Genomic DNA, 14708 nt, shown 5'->3' with positions numbered 1-14708 from the left:
TTATGCGTCAATATACAGGTATCGACAAGTTTATTCATTCGTTCGACCAAGCCTTACGTAGCTTGGTTCCAGGAACAACCTCTGCACAACGCGACAATCCAAGTCATGATGTTGAAACCCAATTGGGCGTGAGTGAAGCACGTCATGTTGCAGGATTAATGCGTGTGAATCACAGCGGAGAAGTCTGTGCACAAGCGCTTTATCAGGGTCAAGCACTTACTGCAAAATTACCGAATGTACGCCATGAAATGGAGCAAGCTGCTGTTGAAGAACAAGATCATTTGGCGTGGTGTGAAGAGCGTTTAAAAGAGTTAGACAGTCATACCAGTTTACTCAATCCAGTGTGGTACGGACTTTCTTTTGGAATGGGTGCAATTGCTGGCATTGCTGGCGATAAATATAGTTTAGGTTTTGTGGCTGAAACTGAGCGTCAAGTCAGCATGCATTTACAAGATCATATTCGTCAATTACCCGAACAAGATGAACGTTCGCGTAAAATTTTAGTGCAAATGCATCAAGATGAATTGGCGCATAGAGACACTGCACTGAATGCAGGTGGTGTCGATTTACCAGCCCCTGTACGAATGACCATGACTACGATTTCAAAGTTAATGACTAAGACCAGTTATTACATTTAACATCCATCTCTTGAAATGATAAAAAGCAGTGTTGATACACTGCTTTTTATTTTTCAGTATTTCACTTCATCAATCACTTAAGGCAGCAACGCTTTATTTCCATTTTGATTGAGTAGATCTACATAAGCAGGTGCTAAAGATGGATTGCTTGGATAACTTATCCCATTAAACTTTAATAATACTTGTCCTGTTCCTCGGGTATATACAGATAAATCATGCCAACCTTGTGTTTGACTGGATAGCGCATAAATTGGACGATCAGTGACCGTTAATTTACTGTGAGGTTGAAATTGATCATTGGATATAGCCTTAAGCACGATCATGGTACAACCACCAGAACCACACCAATTTGAACCCTTCAAAAGTACCACTGCATCTTTTAAACCATCTTGATTCAAATCAAATAAAGCCACATCAAAATCTGTCTGAGCATTCGTGTAGGTATTGATTGCTCTTATCAAAGCTGGATTATTTTTAGGTGAAACCTCTATCTCTTGCATTGCTGTAGATGATTTCACGGGTAAATTAGAGCTACAAGCCCCGATAAAAACACTCAATATCGGAATCAGTAAAAATTGAGTTTTCATATATTTTTATCACTCTGCTAAACAAGATATTGAACTATTCTAAAACAGAATAAATACGGCTCAATTTGTTATATGTTAATAGGCGCTCAACAGCGCACAGTTTGAAAATGATGTTGCTGTTGAGGAAACATTGCATGTTGCCAAATATCTGACATCGGAATTTTGACATCTGTAGCGAGAGGCAATTTTTTAGGATTAAATTGCATATCCGTCAAATCATCTCCCCAAGCAATCAAGTCAATATCTAAAGAAATTTGATGCGATGGACGCACACGACCAGATTTTTCTTCCATGTCTTCTAAGATCAGCACAACAGCATCTACACTCAGGCTACTTCTGAGTAAGCACGCAGAGTTCCAATACTCAGCGCCTACACCATCTCGGCATGGAATTAAATAAATTTGAGAGAATTGAACCTGTCCCATTTCAGCAATTTGGCGATAAACCTGTTGAAAATGTTGTTCGGGATGATCATTACTCGCCAGAGCTAAGGCGAATATCGTTTCGGTGGCGTTCAAGACGAATTCCTACAGAATTTGCTTGCGCGATAATGGCAGGCTTACGGACTGTAATCATAATCGATTCAATCCTAGGAAAGGTAGTAAAAAGCGTATTGAGAACAAGTTTTGCTGCATGTTCAATCAATTCGGGTTGTTTTTTTTGAATCACTTTGGTAGAAATCTCACAAATTTCCGCATAATTTAATGTGTGTTCTAACTTATCCGAATTAGAAGCTTGTTCTAAGCTGGTCTGAATAATCAGATCAAGCATTAAAGGTTGAATGATTTGACGTTCCCAATTAAAACATCCAACCACAGTATCTATCTTTAAACCTTCAATGATGATTGCATCCATGATCTAGCCCTAAAATAAATTCAAATTTTCACTCATCTTTTCTAAATTCTTGCTTTAAAGCCTTGAGCAATAAAATCAATTCAGCCATCAATTTTACTGCTTTGTTTTAAAATTCAAAAAAGATTTAAATTAATTTTTTAACAACACATTTGGATCCAGAGTCTGCACCATTTGTAGACGCTGGTCTGCATAAATATCGGTATAAGGTGCGAGGATGCGCATAAACCGATCAAAATACAACATTTGTTTAAACAGCAAAGCAAAGTCACGCGGGAAACGAATACCATGACGCTCCCCTACAGCCACCATATCCATCATGATATCGTTTAAATCTGCAGGATTTGAGCTCAGTAATTCTTGCGGATCGCTCAGCAACACGCCACCAAATAAGCGTTCTAAATCGGCCGCAAGCACTTGAGTATCAACTTTATGGTCTGTCATACCCATATTTAACATATTTTTTGCCATGGCCTGATAATCAGTACGTTGCAGTGCATCCATAAATGCAATACATGCCGTCCAAACTTCAGGATTAAGCTGTCCAACAATACCGAAGTCAATAAAGCCGACACGACCATCCTCAAGCAGCATTAGATTTCCAGCATGTAAATCAGCATGGAAACTCTTACACATCATTAGACTACCAAACCAAGTATTCATAGCAGTAATTAATACTTGAGACGGATCTTTGGATACTTTTTTAACCACATCAAAGTCGGTCAATGGTACGCCATACAATCGTTGCATCGTTAAAATGCGGCGGGTCGAATACTGATGGTAAACTCTGGGTGCTGTTGCTTTGGTATTTTGTGTCACATTCAAATAATCGACAAAATCATCGAGATTTTGTGCTTCTTCAATGAAGTCAACTTCACGAACCATACGCGTTTTGATTTCATCTACAATATCCGCAAGTGAAGCAAATTTAACTTTCGGAACTGCTTTTTCTAAAATTTTGGCCGCCCAATGTAATACATTTAAGTCGGTATACAAAATGGTTTCTACACCAGGTTTTTGTACTTTAATAACAACATCTTCACCAGTTACCAGTCTAGCTGCGTGAACTTGTGCAATAGAGGCTGAAGCTAAAGGTTTTTCATCAATAGAGGTAAAGATTTCATCTAAATTTCTGCCTGCAAATTCAGATGCTAAAACCCCCTGCACATAGCTAAATGGCAAAGATGGGGTTTGATCTAAACAACCTTGAAACTCTTCTACATATTCTCTTGGAAACAATGAAGGTGTGCTGGCAATAAATTGCCCAAGTTTAATGTAGGTTGAACCCAAAGATTCAAACGTTTCACGCATCAATTTTGCATTGCTGGGTTTTTCTGTGGCGTACTTAATACCAGCTTTTGCTGCAATGACTGCTGTTTCACCCACACGGGCGACTGAACGCAATCCATCCAACCAAATATTGTTTTTCATAATGTCAGCGTAGAATTAAATTGTAGTGAGTGTAGCAAAAAAATAGTATTTTGCAGGCTTATCTTGCCTGACAGGTTAGACAATCTGTATCATTTTCGAAAGCAAGTATACGTTGCTTCATCGTTAAACCATCCCAAAGCATCAGTTTTTGCTTCAGTGGTGTTTTACCCAAACCTAAATACAACAAAGCATGATGGGCTTGTAAACTGGCCATGACATTTGGAGTTGTGGCCAATACACCTGAATCTGCACAACGTAAATTTTCATTGGCATGCTGCTCTTTCGGAAATAGACACTCATAACAGGCCGAATCGCCTTCAACCATCAATAATTGTCCTTGAAAACCAATTGCAGATGCGCTGATTAAAGCAACATCAAACTGTTTACACGTTTGGTTAACCAAATAACGTGTCGTGAAGTTATCGCAACCATCCAGTACTAAATCTTGTTTAGAAATGAGTTGTGCTGCATTGTGATCATCCAGTTTTATGGTTCGAGATTCAACGCATATATGTGGATTGATTTGCTTCAGTCGTTTAGCCAAGATTTCAGCTTTATAAAAACCAATATTTTCTTCTACATAAGCAATTTGTCGTTGCAGATTACTGATCTCAATGGTATCCGCATCAATTAAAGTAATTTTCCCAACACCCGCGCGAGCCAATAACTCTGCTGTGGTACAACCAATGCCCCCACAACCTATGATTAAAATATTTGCAAACTTGAGTTTTTCTTGAGCATCAATATCCCAGCCTTCAAGTAATATTTGACGACTATAGAGATGCATTTCTTCATCAGTTAACTCTAAATCTATATCAGTATGATTAGTCAAACTATATTCTGCTCTATCTTTCTTTGGCTAGCTAAAAATTCTAACAATTTTTTATGGTATATGGATTAATTTAAAAAGATTTTTTGATTAAGGTGACAGCTTAACCCTAATTCTTATTACCTTATAAAAACTTAATAAAATAAATATCTTGTTGATTATTTTTTTAGGTATTTTATAAAAATTAAGATTATCTTTTTGTTAAATTGGAAGTTTAGTGTAGAAAATTGCAGTTCACTGCCATATAGAAAGCTTATAAAGCGGGGAAGTTCAGTCAGTTCTAAAATAATCACCACCTTAATAAAGAAAGCATTTATTCAAATGCTTTCTTAAATATCAAAGAATGATTTAAATCACATTAACCCACTTTTTGAGTCGTCTCTAATTTTGCAATTTCCTGCTGTTTAAGCAAATTGCGTTGAATTTTTCCACTTGACGTCTTGGGTAAGGTTTCAACAAATTCGATTTCTTTCGGATAAGCATGTTTAGACAACCGAGAACGTACATAGCCTTGTAATTTTTGGCTTAATGCCTCAGAAGCTAAAAATTGGGATTTAAGAACCACAAAGGCTTTTACCACCTCAGTACGCTCAGGATCCGGTTTACCAATAACAGCAGACTCTAATACTTCTTCACATTCAAGTAATGTGCTTTCAACATCAAAAGGCCCAACCCTATAGCCTGACGTTGTAATTACATCATCAGCACGACCCACAAAATCAACACCACCAAACTCATTTAATTTCACGGTATCGCCAGTTAAATAGTAATGTCCGACAAATGATTTTAGGTTGTGCCCGTCATAACCTTTAAACCACGTTAAAGGAGATTGAGAACAGTCTATAGCAAGTGTACCAATTTCACCTTTTTCAACTTCCTGATGAAGTGAATTTAATACTGCAAAGCGATGTCCTGGAATAGCATAACCTGCTGAGCCAACTTTCTTTTTATGCTCCAAGGCGTGATGGTTTGCAACGACCATGCCGAGTTCAGTCTGACCATAATGATCGTAAATATTGACATTTAAATCATTTTTAAACCAGTGAATGACTTCTGGTGTTAAAGGTTCTCCCGCACTACTGACCACACGCAAATGCTTTTTAATCGAAGCGTCAAATTTTTCTTTAAATCCAAAAAACATTCGAAATGCGGTAGGTGAGCCTGCTAAGTTACTGACTTTATATTTTTTAATCAGCTGAATTGCGTTATCTACACTAAAAGCACGTTCATCCATAATAATACTGTGGCCCAAGCTTAAAGGCCCTGTAATTCCGTAGTACAAACCATATGCCCAACCTGGATCAGCCAAATTCCAATATGAATCTTGTTCACGTAAATCAATTGCATAAGTCATATAACCTTTAAACGCCAATACAGCTTTTAAAGGAACAGGAACCGATTTTGCTAAACCTGTCGTTCCTGAGGTAAACATCATTAAAAAATCGTCTTCAAAGCTGCGCATAACGGGTATAAATGATGATATTTGTTGATTCAATACAATCCAGAAATCAGTATTTTCACTTTCACTTAGGCTATTTGAATGATGGACTGTTATAATATTTGGCAACACTATATTCTTAAGTTTTAAGCCTTGTTCTTCATTGGTCACAATCAGTTGAGTTTTAGCGACATTTACACGATGTTCAATGGCTTTAGATTCAAATGCGGTAAATAAAGGTTGATAAATTGCTCCAATACGCCATGTCGCCAAAACGGTAATCAGTAATTCTGGTGTACGCGGTAAAAGTCCTGCAATACAATCCCCCGCTTTTAAGCCTAATGAATCAAAATAATTGGCTAATTTTCCTGAAGCCTCAGCAAGTTGCTCAAAAGTCCATTTTTCAGATTCACCATTTTGACCTTCCCAAATTAAAGCAGTTTTATGTGACCCGAGGTAACGTTCACAACATTCAACATAGGCATTGACTGAATGTGATGTACCAACCAACTGCTGCTGAAGAAAATCGTTAAAATTAAATTCTTGATGTGCCTGTTCTAGTGTCTTCATGGCGTGTACCTTTATCCGTTGTTTTAAAACAAAGCTTTTGCATCATGCTTTCACTTTGCTCATCCATTTTCATTATTGTTTTCATCATTTGAATACCAAATTATATTCAGCATTTTTTACTTTTTACACATGATGTATTTAGATAACCATGATTAAATGATTGCTGCAATTTCCATATCTCTCAAAAGAAATGCGATATTTGAGCAACGACTAAAGTCTAAATTTAACTGCGATGAAATGAACATTACAAAGTGGTCACACTGAATGAATTCAATTGATTCTCCTGTTTTAATATTCAACGTTATTATTTTATTTTTCTCAATTTTATAAATATGAAGAAATCTATTTTTGAGTGTTTTTAAACTCAAAAATCGTTGGCGACTTCCCAAGACAGAGCGCCATAAGTTTTGAATTTCCCTAAAGGTTTTTGCACCCTCAATATAATTTAACAATTTTTAATGAGTAAAATTTTGGTTAATAATATTGAAATACAATTAACCAAAAGCACTCACATTATGTATAAAACCATGACAATATTATAAAAATAAGGAATAATTACTTCGGCTGCATACGAATCGCACCATCTAGACGAATGACTTCACCATTCAAATAGCTATTTTCAAAGATATGACCCACCATATGCGCAAATTCTTCAGGCTTCGCCAAACGTGGTGGAAATGGCACCATTTCTCCTAAAGCATCTTGAACATTTTGTGGCAAACTTTTTAACATCGGTGTTTCCATAATGCCAGGCGCAATCGTCATGACACGAATGGCTTCACGCGCAAGTTCACGTGCCAACGGCAAAGTCATAGCAACCACTGCGCCTTTAGATCCTGCATAAGCCGTTTGACCAATTTGACCATCAAATGCGGCAACCGAAGCGGTATTGACAATCACACCTCTTTCTTCTTCATCACTTTGAAGTTGGTATTTGGCCATCAGGTTTGCAGCAAAGCGAATCATATTAAATGTTCCCATCACATTTATGTTGAACACTTTTTGAAATAACGCAAGTTCATGTATACCATCACGGCCTAAAACCTTAGCAGATGGTCCAATTCCTGCACAATTGACTAAGCCATTTAGCTGACCATATTGTTGCTCAATATTTTCAAAAAAAGTTTTAACTGCATCTTCATCGGTCACATCTAGTGTGATAAATAATGCTGCTGCACCCAATTGTTGTTGAAGTTCAGTTCCTAGCTCATGATTCATATCCACCATAATCACTTTTGCTTTTTTTTCAATTAAGTAACGAGCTGTTGCTGCACCTAAACCTGAAGCACCACCAGTCACCACAAAAACTTTTCCTTGAATTTTCATTTTATATTCCTGTTGATGATTTAAATAAGCTTTCGACTTATGGTGCAGAGTAAATACACTTGTATTAAAGTACAATTTCAAAATATTGCATAATCAATGATAGATTTGGATAATGAGATGTTATTCAAGCAATGAACTGACTCTGGATATTCAGTACATGACTCACCAAAACGCATATTACAACAAAGATACCATTTCAATTCATTTGGTTCATGAAGCCCTACTGGTCGCCCATCAAAAGGGTTTAAACACTGAATCTGTGTTAATCAATTCCGGTATACCTCTAGAATTACTAAATACCTCTAAAGCTCGGGTTTCGGTTTCACAATATGCAAAGTTATGGGTTGAACTTGCAAATTTAATGAATGATGAATTTTTTGGTATTGATAGTCATCCCATGCGTCGTGGAAGTTTTAAATTTTTAGCAAAATCCGCCATGCACAATGAAACAGTAGAAAAAGCACTACAACATATTTTGCAATTTTTGAATATTGTTTTAGATGATTTTAACAGTCAGTTATTTGTTCAGGAAAATTATGCTTATATCATTATTTATGATCAAAAAAATCCAAAAAGAATGTTTAGCTATGCCACTTATTTAATCTTTATTCATGGCTTGATGTGTTGGTTAAGCCGACAGAGAGTGTTTATTCAGCAAATACAACTTAAATGTGATGCACCGCTAGATGATCATGATTACAAAGTTCGATTTTGTGAGAAGATTCAATATAATAGTGCTGAAAATTATATACAGTTTGATGCCAACTATTTAAATATCACTATCAAACAAGACTCATCCTCATGGCATCAATTTATTCAAAATACGCCACAAAATTTATTGGTTCGTTTCAAAAACCCCAATGCAATTAGTACCCAATTACGCAAATATTTAATCAAGTATCCACCGTCGAATTGGTTAGAACTAAATGAAATTGCACAATATTTTAATATGTCAAATGCAACCATACAAAGGCGCCTAAAAAGTGAAGGCGTGAGCTATCAACAACTCAAAAATGATATCCGCTGCGATATGGCAATAGACTTTTTAACCAATACGTCAAAAACATTGCAAGATATCAGTCATCAATTAAACTTTCATGATCCCAGCGCTTTTCATCGTGCTTTCAAAAAATGGACAGGCGTCAGTCCTGGAGCTTATCGTCAACATCAGGAACAATAATGTCTTTTGTATTCGTTTAATCAAAATTAATCATTTTTATAATATTTAAGTTTTTCATGCGCTTAATTCACTTTCTGTTCACTCATCTAAAGATGTTTGCATAATGTTCCAAAATGGGTTATTTTTCAATCAATTTTAAAGCATATTTTATGCTTAATCTGCTGTTCTCCTCCCCGTGAAATCACCTTAAATTAAAGGTTCTGACATGCTAAAGATGATTGATGTACTAGAGCAAAATTTAGTGCAAAACTTTACTCATTCTCTCAACACTCACACATCTCAATTTGATGAGCTAGTGAATCAAGGAATTTTAAATTCGTCTGACTCAGCACTTGAAAAAGCAATGATCAGCTTTTTCAATCGTGCCGATGCTATTGAATTAGCTCAGGCTCTAGATATTCCTGCTGAGCGTATTCAAATCTTAAAAACTGGTATTGCTTTAAAAGATGATCAATCTCTTGCTCATACAGCAAAAATTGTGACGCTCTGTTTAGCACTCGAAACTGATTCGCTCACTCAGTTAGATATCTCAGATTGTCTCAAAGACTTTCCTATATAAAATCAAACTAAAGCTAAAAGCGACTTTATAAAGTCGCTTTTTTTGGCTTAATTAAATGACCTCATTGCAGAGTAATAGTTCTTGTATAGATTTTAAGCTTTAATACAAAATAGTTTAATTCGAACTATGAAATACAATCACTCAGTCTTGTCTTTTTAAATAGTATTCTACTGAATATCTCATAAAATTTGAGTAATCATAGATGTTTACAATGGTATGATAAAACTCTAATTTTGTAATTACAATGAAATTACATTGAATATACATAATGATTAAATGTAAATTATTACCTTTTTCTATTTCAATTTATGTTTTTAATATAAAGAAGGAAAAACTTAAAAATATAGATTAATATTATAAATTTCATATACTTGTAATCTTAATTTCGATATATGCAAAATTAAGATAATTTTATAAAAATTACTGGTTTCTGATTACCCTTTAATTACTGGCAGTATCTGGTTCCATACAATGTTCTACAATTTTATGGGGTCTATAAATGCACAGTTTTGACTTTAAAACTAAAAAATTAGTTACTGCAATCACACTTGCTTTCCTAACTCAACAGAGTTTTTCAGCTCTCCCCGATACACTCAAGCTAGACTATGCTTATTACGCGCCTACAAGTTTAGTGGTGAAAGAGCAAAAACTATTGGAAAAAGCATTGCCTAAAACTGAAATTAAATGGGTCTTTAGCCAAGGCAGCAATCGCTCATTGGAATACTTAAATAGCGATAGTATCGATTTTTCATCAACTGCGGGTTTAGCAGCTACATTGAGTCGTGCGAATGGTAGCCCAATTAAAACAGTGTACATCCAAAGTCAACCCGAATGGACAGCTTTAGTCGTTGCAAAAAATTCAACAATCAAGAGTATTCAGGATTTAAAAGGGAAAAAGATTGCGGCAACCAAAGGTACTGATCCTTTTCTGTTTACTTTGCAGGCACTTGAAACTGCAGGTTTGAGTAAAAAAGACGTTCAATTGGTGCACTTGCAACATCCAGATGGCAAAACTGCACTCGATCGTGGACAGATCGATGCTTGGGCAGGCTTAGATCCGTTAATGGCGGCTGCACAAATACAATCAGGTGCAAGACTACTTTATCGAAATATCGGATTTAATAGTTTCAGTGTGTTGAGTACCAAAGAAAAATTTGCGAAACAAAGTCCTGAGGCCATAGAAGCAGTCATTAAAGCCTATGAACAAGCACGTAAATGGGCCAAAGCCAATCCAGACCAGTTGGCAGAGTTATTGGCACGTGAAGCCAAATTACCCATAGCTGTGGCTAAACTGCAATTAAGTCGAACCAATTTTGAACAAAACATTCCAACCATAAAACATATCAATGCCTTAAAAAAATCTGGAACCATTTTGACTGAAGAAGATTTGGTTCGTAAAGGTACGAATGTTAATCAAGTGATTGATCAATTATTTGATGTTAAATATGCACAAAAAGTCGTGACCAAATAATGTCTTATCCTTTAGAAACTGATGATACTCCTATAAAAATTCGGGCAGTGAATAAATGCATTTCGCCGCGCTGGCTTAAACTCCAAAGCAGGCTTAAAGGGTTTTTTTTGCCGATTTTACTGGTCATTCTGTGTGAAGTACTTGTGCGTAAAGGCTTTATAGCATCCTATTTGCTTCCTGCTCCAAGTAGCTTATGGCAGTCTTTAATAGAGTTGGCCAAGGGTGATTTATGGCAGCATATTTGGACCAGTACTTGGCGAGTTTTCTTTGGTTTTTTTATTGGAAGTGGACTTGCACTGATATTTGCTATTTTTGTCGGATTAAATAAACACGCTGAAGATTTTTTAGAACCTTCTTTTTCAGCGCTTAAATCAATTCCAAGCTTGGCTTGGATTCCTCTGTTACTTTTATGGTTGGGAATTGATGAAACTTCCAAAATCACCTTAATTGCAATTGGCGCATTTTTTCCGACTTATACCAATGCTGTGGCTGCTATTCAGGGCGTAGATCGCAAATTGATTGAAGTTGCACAAGTCTATCGATTGAAATATTTTCAACAAATTAAAGAAATTATTTTACCTGCTGCTTCACCTGGTATTTTAACGGGCTTACGTAACAGTTTAAGCTTATCTTGGATGTTTATGATTGCAGCTGAACTCATTGCAGCAACGCAAGGGATTGGCTATTTACTCAGTGACGGACGGGAAACATCTCGACCTGATATTGTGATTATTGCCATTATTTTGTTGGCTATTCTCGGAAAAATCAGTGATGGTTTAATGAAACTTATTGAAAATAAGCAATTACGTTGGCGCGATGTAGTCAAAAAATAAAGCGCTTTTAGCGCTTTATTTTTTTAAATTACATTGAACAACCAATAGTTACACGATTATTACCACCATAATCTTTAATGGTTTGAATCTCTGTATAACCATATTTTTTAAATAATTGATAGACGACACCCGCTTGATTATAACCGTGTTCAAGTGCAATCCAGCCATTTGCAGTCAACCATTTTTTACCGTTTTGAATAATGAACTCAAGATCAGCTAAACCGTTATTCGCTGCAACCAAAGCGTGCTTTGGTTCGGTTGCCAAATCTTGCATGTGCTCATCGTCTGGATCGATATACGGTGGATTCGAAACAATCACATCAAAAAATTGATTACGTTCTAACGCTTTAAACCAATGTCCTAAAGCAAATTTAACCTGCGTTAAATCATGTTTTTCAGCATTAAACTGTGCCACCTCTAAAGTGGGTGCGTAAATATCAGTTGCCGTTATCGACCATTCTGGACGCTCACTGGCCAGTGACAAAGCAATGGCACCTGTTCCTGTTCCCAAATCCACAATACGGGCATCATTAGGTAAGTATAACTTTAAAACTGTTTCGACCAATACTTCGGTATCTGGACGAGGCACCAACGTATCTTGAGTCACTTTTAAATCAAGTGTCCAGAAGGGTTGAGAACCTGTGATATAAGCCAGAGGCTCACCCGCAGCAATACGCTCTAGTCCAGCGATATATTGCTGTTCTTGTTCAAGCGTAAGTTCTTGAGTTTTTTTCATCAACAAATCAAATGAATCAATTTGAGTAAGATGCTCAAGTAGCCATGCGTTTTCTTGACGTTCGTAACTTTCCGCTTCTCCGCGTAAAGTTAAAGCTTGTTCAATGTTCATTAGCCACCATTCTGCTGTGCAAGCATCGCCAACTGATCTGCCTGATATTCACGATGTAAACTATCCAGTAGTTCGGTCAAATCGCCTTCCATCACTGCATCCAACTTATATAAAGTCAGGTTAATACGATGATCAGTCATACGCCCTTGTGGGTAATTATAAGTACGAATCCGTTCTGACCGATCTCCTGAACCGACCAAATCACGGCGCATTTCTGAAGTGGCTGCATCTGCTGCTGCACGCTTGGCATTTTCTAAACGTGACACCAAGAGTGCCATCGCTTTGGCTTTATTTTTATGTTGAGAACGTTCATCTTGACATTCAACTACGACACCAGACGGCAAATGGGTAATACGGACCGCAGAGTCAGTCTTATTAATATGCTGTCCTCCTGCACCCGAAGCACGATATGTATCAATACGTAGATCAGAAGCATTGATTTCAACCGAAGTATCAACATCTACTTCTGGTAAAATGGCGACTGTACACGCGGAAGTATGTACACGACCTTGAGACTCTGTTGCAGGCACACGTTGGACACGGTGCGCACCACTTTCAAATTTCAAACGACCATATACACCTTCACCATTAATCAGGCAAATAACTTCTTTATATCCGCCATGCTCACCTTCATTTTCAGACAAAACTTCCAATTTCCAGCCTTGAGTCTCAGCATACTTGCTATACATGCGATATAAATCACCTGAAAAAATAGCAGCTTCATCTCCGCCGGTTCCAGCGCGAATTTCCAAATAAGCTGAATTTGCATCATTGGGATCTTTAGGAATCATTAAAATATTTAAGTCAGCTTCAAGCTGACTAATAATAGCTTTATTGGTTTGAATTTCTTCTTGTGCCATTTCCTTAAAATCAGGATCAGACAACATTGTTGCTGCAGTTTCAATATCTTGCTCTGCTTGCGTATACTTTTTCCAGACTTCGGTTATATCTGTTAAATCATTATGTTCACGCGAAAGTTGGCGAAAGCGCTTGTTGTCAGAAATGACTTCTATATCCGCAAGTAATGCGGTTAATTCTTCATGACGGTCAGAGAGTTGATCTAATCGTAAACGTAACGACTCTTTCATTTTACAAAATATCTCAATATAAAGGCTTTTCTATGTTGGATATGACACAGAATGGGCTTAAAAAATTGTGTCTAGTGTAACGATTCTCAGGTTTAAATGACATAGATAATGTCGCGACACCAATATTTAAGCCTGAACATGCAAAATATCAATAAATCTATAAATCAGCCAATTGCTTAATTATTCAGCGCTACAAACCACATTTGAAGCGTTTCCTCCATATTGTTAATGAAACTTTACAAAGCAGACACCAAATGCCACAACTGTGTTGATAGCTCTCCATATTGTTCTAAAACATTTTTGTTACATTTGCTCCAACGAAATAAATTAATTAAACGTCCAAATCATTCGGACATGGAGTTCATCATGAAACTAAATGCATTCTTATTAAGCGCAACATTAGCAGCAACTTCAATGATGGCCGTTAATGCTCATGCAGATAACTCAACACGTATTGCAGCCACTTCTGCATTAGGTAGTGTTGCAGGTACTGCTATTGGTAAAAGTATGGGTGGTAACACTGGTGCGATGATTGGTTCTGCAATTGGTGGTGCGGGTGGTGCTGCTGTTTCTGCAGACCGTCGTAACCGTACGGGCGCTGCAATTGGTGGTGGTCTAGGTGGTGTCGGTGGTTATACTGTCGGTAAAAATATAGGTGGTACAACCGGTGGATATGTCGGTTCAGCTTTGGGTGCTGCTGGTGGTTCTGTCCTTGGTAAAAAAGTATCAGAGGATCGCCGTGCAGATCAACGCTCTTATAAAAAACATTCAAAAAAACACCGTCGTAATCACCGTTAATTGATCAAACATTTAATCAGTACAAGCTTTTCCAAAAAAATACCAATCAATTAAAATTGATTGGTATTTTTTATTTTCTATTTCAAAATATTCTTAGATAAGATTTTGATAAATCTAAAGATTTAAAACTGTAAATCCTATTTTTCATTACTACAGAAAAGATTTGAATCAGCTTAATTTTCAAGTCATAAACTAGGCTACATTAGCCTTTGAAATGCAAGCCTAAACTATCCTTTGATCGATAAAAACCAATTATCATAA

14 protein-coding genes and 1 pseudogene are annotated in these 14708 nt (G+C 36.7%); 6 read left to right on the top strand and 9 right to left on the bottom strand.

All coding sequences use genetic code 11. The features are described 5' to 3' along the window. Positions 1 to 2 precede the first annotated feature (2 nt). Entirely contained in the window at positions 3 to 638 is a 636-nt protein-coding gene (gene coq7 / locus GA0116959_RS05355; protein WP_092719106.1) for a 2-polyprenyl-3-methyl-6-methoxy-1,4-benzoquinone monooxygenase, read from the top strand. 77 nt (positions 639 to 715) lie between these two features. Here the strand turns inward: coq7 and GA0116959_RS05350 are convergent, their stop codons facing one another. The 7 genes from GA0116959_RS05350 to GA0116959_RS05320 all read right to left on the bottom strand — a co-directional run bounded on the left by GA0116959_RS05350 (position 716) and on the right by GA0116959_RS05320 (position 7671). Next, positions 716 to 1225: a hypothetical protein gene (locus GA0116959_RS05350; RefSeq protein WP_244878564.1), complete on the bottom strand. Its 510-nt coding sequence runs from the start codon at positions 1223 to 1225 to the stop codon at positions 716 to 718. 86 nt (positions 1226 to 1311) lie between these two features. Beyond that, positions 1312 to 1743 (bottom strand): 2-amino-4-hydroxy-6-hydroxymethyldihydropteridine diphosphokinase, encoded by a 432-nt coding sequence (locus GA0116959_RS05345; RefSeq protein ID WP_092719103.1) that lies wholly within the window; start codon positions 1741 to 1743, stop codon positions 1312 to 1314. Next, on the bottom strand, positions 1700 to 2080 hold the full coding sequence (gene folB, locus GA0116959_RS05340; RefSeq protein WP_092719101.1) for a dihydroneopterin aldolase: 381 nt from the start codon (positions 2078 to 2080) through the stop codon (positions 1700 to 1702). The genes GA0116959_RS05345 and folB overlap by 44 nt, the downstream gene beginning before the upstream one ends. Before the next feature lie 129 nt (positions 2081 to 2209). Then, a complete protein-coding gene (locus GA0116959_RS05335) occupies positions 2210 to 3508 on the bottom strand; it encodes an ABC1 kinase family protein (protein WP_092719098.1) in 1299 nt (432 codons plus the stop codon). Between the two features lie 58 nt (positions 3509 to 3566). Next, on the bottom strand, positions 3567 to 4340 hold the full coding sequence (locus tag GA0116959_RS05330) for a HesA/MoeB/ThiF family protein (RefSeq protein WP_171256868.1): 774 nt from the start codon (positions 4338 to 4340) through the stop codon (positions 3567 to 3569). Positions 4341 to 4695: 355 nt separating this feature from the next. Next, positions 4696 to 6345, bottom strand: coding sequence for an AMP-binding protein (locus tag GA0116959_RS05325; RefSeq protein ID WP_092719095.1), 1650 nt, complete (start codon positions 6343 to 6345; stop codon positions 4696 to 4698). Between the two features lie 555 nt (positions 6346 to 6900). Beyond that, positions 6901 to 7671, bottom strand: coding sequence for a 3-hydroxyacyl-CoA dehydrogenase (locus GA0116959_RS05320; RefSeq protein ID WP_092719092.1), 771 nt, complete (start codon positions 7669 to 7671; stop codon positions 6901 to 6903). Positions 7672 to 7828: 157 nt separating this feature from the next. Between GA0116959_RS05320 and GA0116959_RS05315 the strand changes: the two genes are divergently transcribed. The 4 genes and pseudogenes from GA0116959_RS05315 to GA0116959_RS05300 all read left to right on the top strand — a co-directional run. Further along, positions 7829 to 8851, top strand: a complete 1023-nt coding sequence (locus tag GA0116959_RS05315) for an AraC family transcriptional regulator (protein WP_092719090.1) — start codon at positions 7829 to 7831, stop codon at positions 8849 to 8851. A gap of 205 nt (positions 8852 to 9056) precedes the next feature. Then, complete coding sequence (locus GA0116959_RS05310; RefSeq protein ID WP_092719088.1) at positions 9057 to 9410, top strand: hypothetical protein; 354 nt, start codon at positions 9057 to 9059, stop codon at positions 9408 to 9410. Positions 9411 to 9909: 499 nt separating this feature from the next. After that, the gene (locus tag GA0116959_RS05305; protein ID WP_092719085.1) at positions 9910 to 10881 is read left to right on the top strand and encodes an aliphatic sulfonate ABC transporter substrate-binding protein; all 972 of its coding nucleotides are present in this window, start codon (positions 9910 to 9912) and stop codon (positions 10879 to 10881) included. Positions 10882 to 11012: 131 nt separating this feature from the next. Then, positions 11013 to 11714: pseudogene (locus GA0116959_RS05300) on the top strand (ABC transporter permease); the annotation flags it as partial. Between the two features lie 28 nt (positions 11715 to 11742). Here GA0116959_RS05300 and prmC read toward each other — a convergent pair. After that, entirely contained in the window at positions 11743 to 12561 is an 819-nt protein-coding gene (gene prmC, locus GA0116959_RS05295; protein ID WP_092719080.1) for a peptide chain release factor N(5)-glutamine methyltransferase, read from the bottom strand. Then, positions 12561 to 13649, bottom strand: coding sequence for a peptide chain release factor 1 (gene prfA, locus GA0116959_RS05290; protein WP_053578005.1), 1089 nt, complete (start codon positions 13647 to 13649; stop codon positions 12561 to 12563). The genes prmC and prfA overlap by 1 nt, the downstream gene beginning before the upstream one ends. 366 nt (positions 13650 to 14015) lie before the next feature. Here prfA and GA0116959_RS05285 point away from each other — a divergent pair, with 366 nt between their 5' ends. After that, positions 14016 to 14447, top strand: a complete 432-nt coding sequence (locus tag GA0116959_RS05285) for a hypothetical protein (protein WP_092719077.1) — start codon at positions 14016 to 14018, stop codon at positions 14445 to 14447. The last annotated feature ends 261 nt before the right edge of the window (positions 14448 to 14708 follow it).

It is taken from the genome of Acinetobacter albensis, assembly GCF_900095025.1.
In the GTDB taxonomy this organism is placed as follows: domain Bacteria; phylum Pseudomonadota; class Gammaproteobacteria; order Pseudomonadales; family Moraxellaceae; genus Acinetobacter; species Acinetobacter albensis.
This window is presented reverse-complemented; position numbering and strand designations above follow the sequence as displayed.

Coding starts and splice junctions, on each gene's coding strand:
- GA0116959_RS05325 (WP_092719095.1), bottom strand. CDS start 6,345: ATGAAGACACTAGAACAGGCACATCAAGAATTTAATTTTAACGATTTT.
- GA0116959_RS05310 (WP_092719088.1), top strand. CDS start 9,057: ATGCTAAAGATGATTGATGTACTAGAGCAAAATTTAGTGCAAAACTTT.
- GA0116959_RS05335 (WP_092719098.1), bottom strand. CDS start 3,508: ATGAAAAACAATATTTGGTTGGATGGATTGCGTTCAGTCGCCCGTGTG.
- folB (WP_092719101.1), bottom strand. CDS start 2,080: ATGGATGCAATCATCATTGAAGGTTTAAAGATAGATACTGTGGTTGGA.
- GA0116959_RS05305 (WP_092719085.1), top strand. CDS start 9,910: ATGCACAGTTTTGACTTTAAAACTAAAAAATTAGTTACTGCAATCACA.
- coq7 (WP_092719106.1), top strand. CDS start 3: ATGCGTCAATATACAGGTATCGACAAGTTTATTCATTCGTTCGACCAA.
- prmC (WP_092719080.1), bottom strand. CDS start 12,561: ATGAACATTGAACAAGCTTTAACTTTACGCGGAGAAGCGGAAAGTTAC.
- GA0116959_RS05320 (WP_092719092.1), bottom strand. CDS start 7,671: ATGAAAATTCAAGGAAAAGTTTTTGTGGTGACTGGTGGTGCTTCAGGT.
- GA0116959_RS05315 (WP_092719090.1), top strand. CDS start 7,829: ATGACTCACCAAAACGCATATTACAACAAAGATACCATTTCAATTCAT.
- prfA (WP_053578005.1), bottom strand. CDS start 13,649: ATGAAAGAGTCGTTACGTTTACGATTAGATCAACTCTCTGACCGTCAT.
- GA0116959_RS05350 (WP_244878564.1), bottom strand. CDS start 1,225: ATGAAAACTCAATTTTTACTGATTCCGATATTGAGTGTTTTTATCGGG.
- GA0116959_RS05285 (WP_092719077.1), top strand. CDS start 14,016: ATGAAACTAAATGCATTCTTATTAAGCGCAACATTAGCAGCAACTTCA.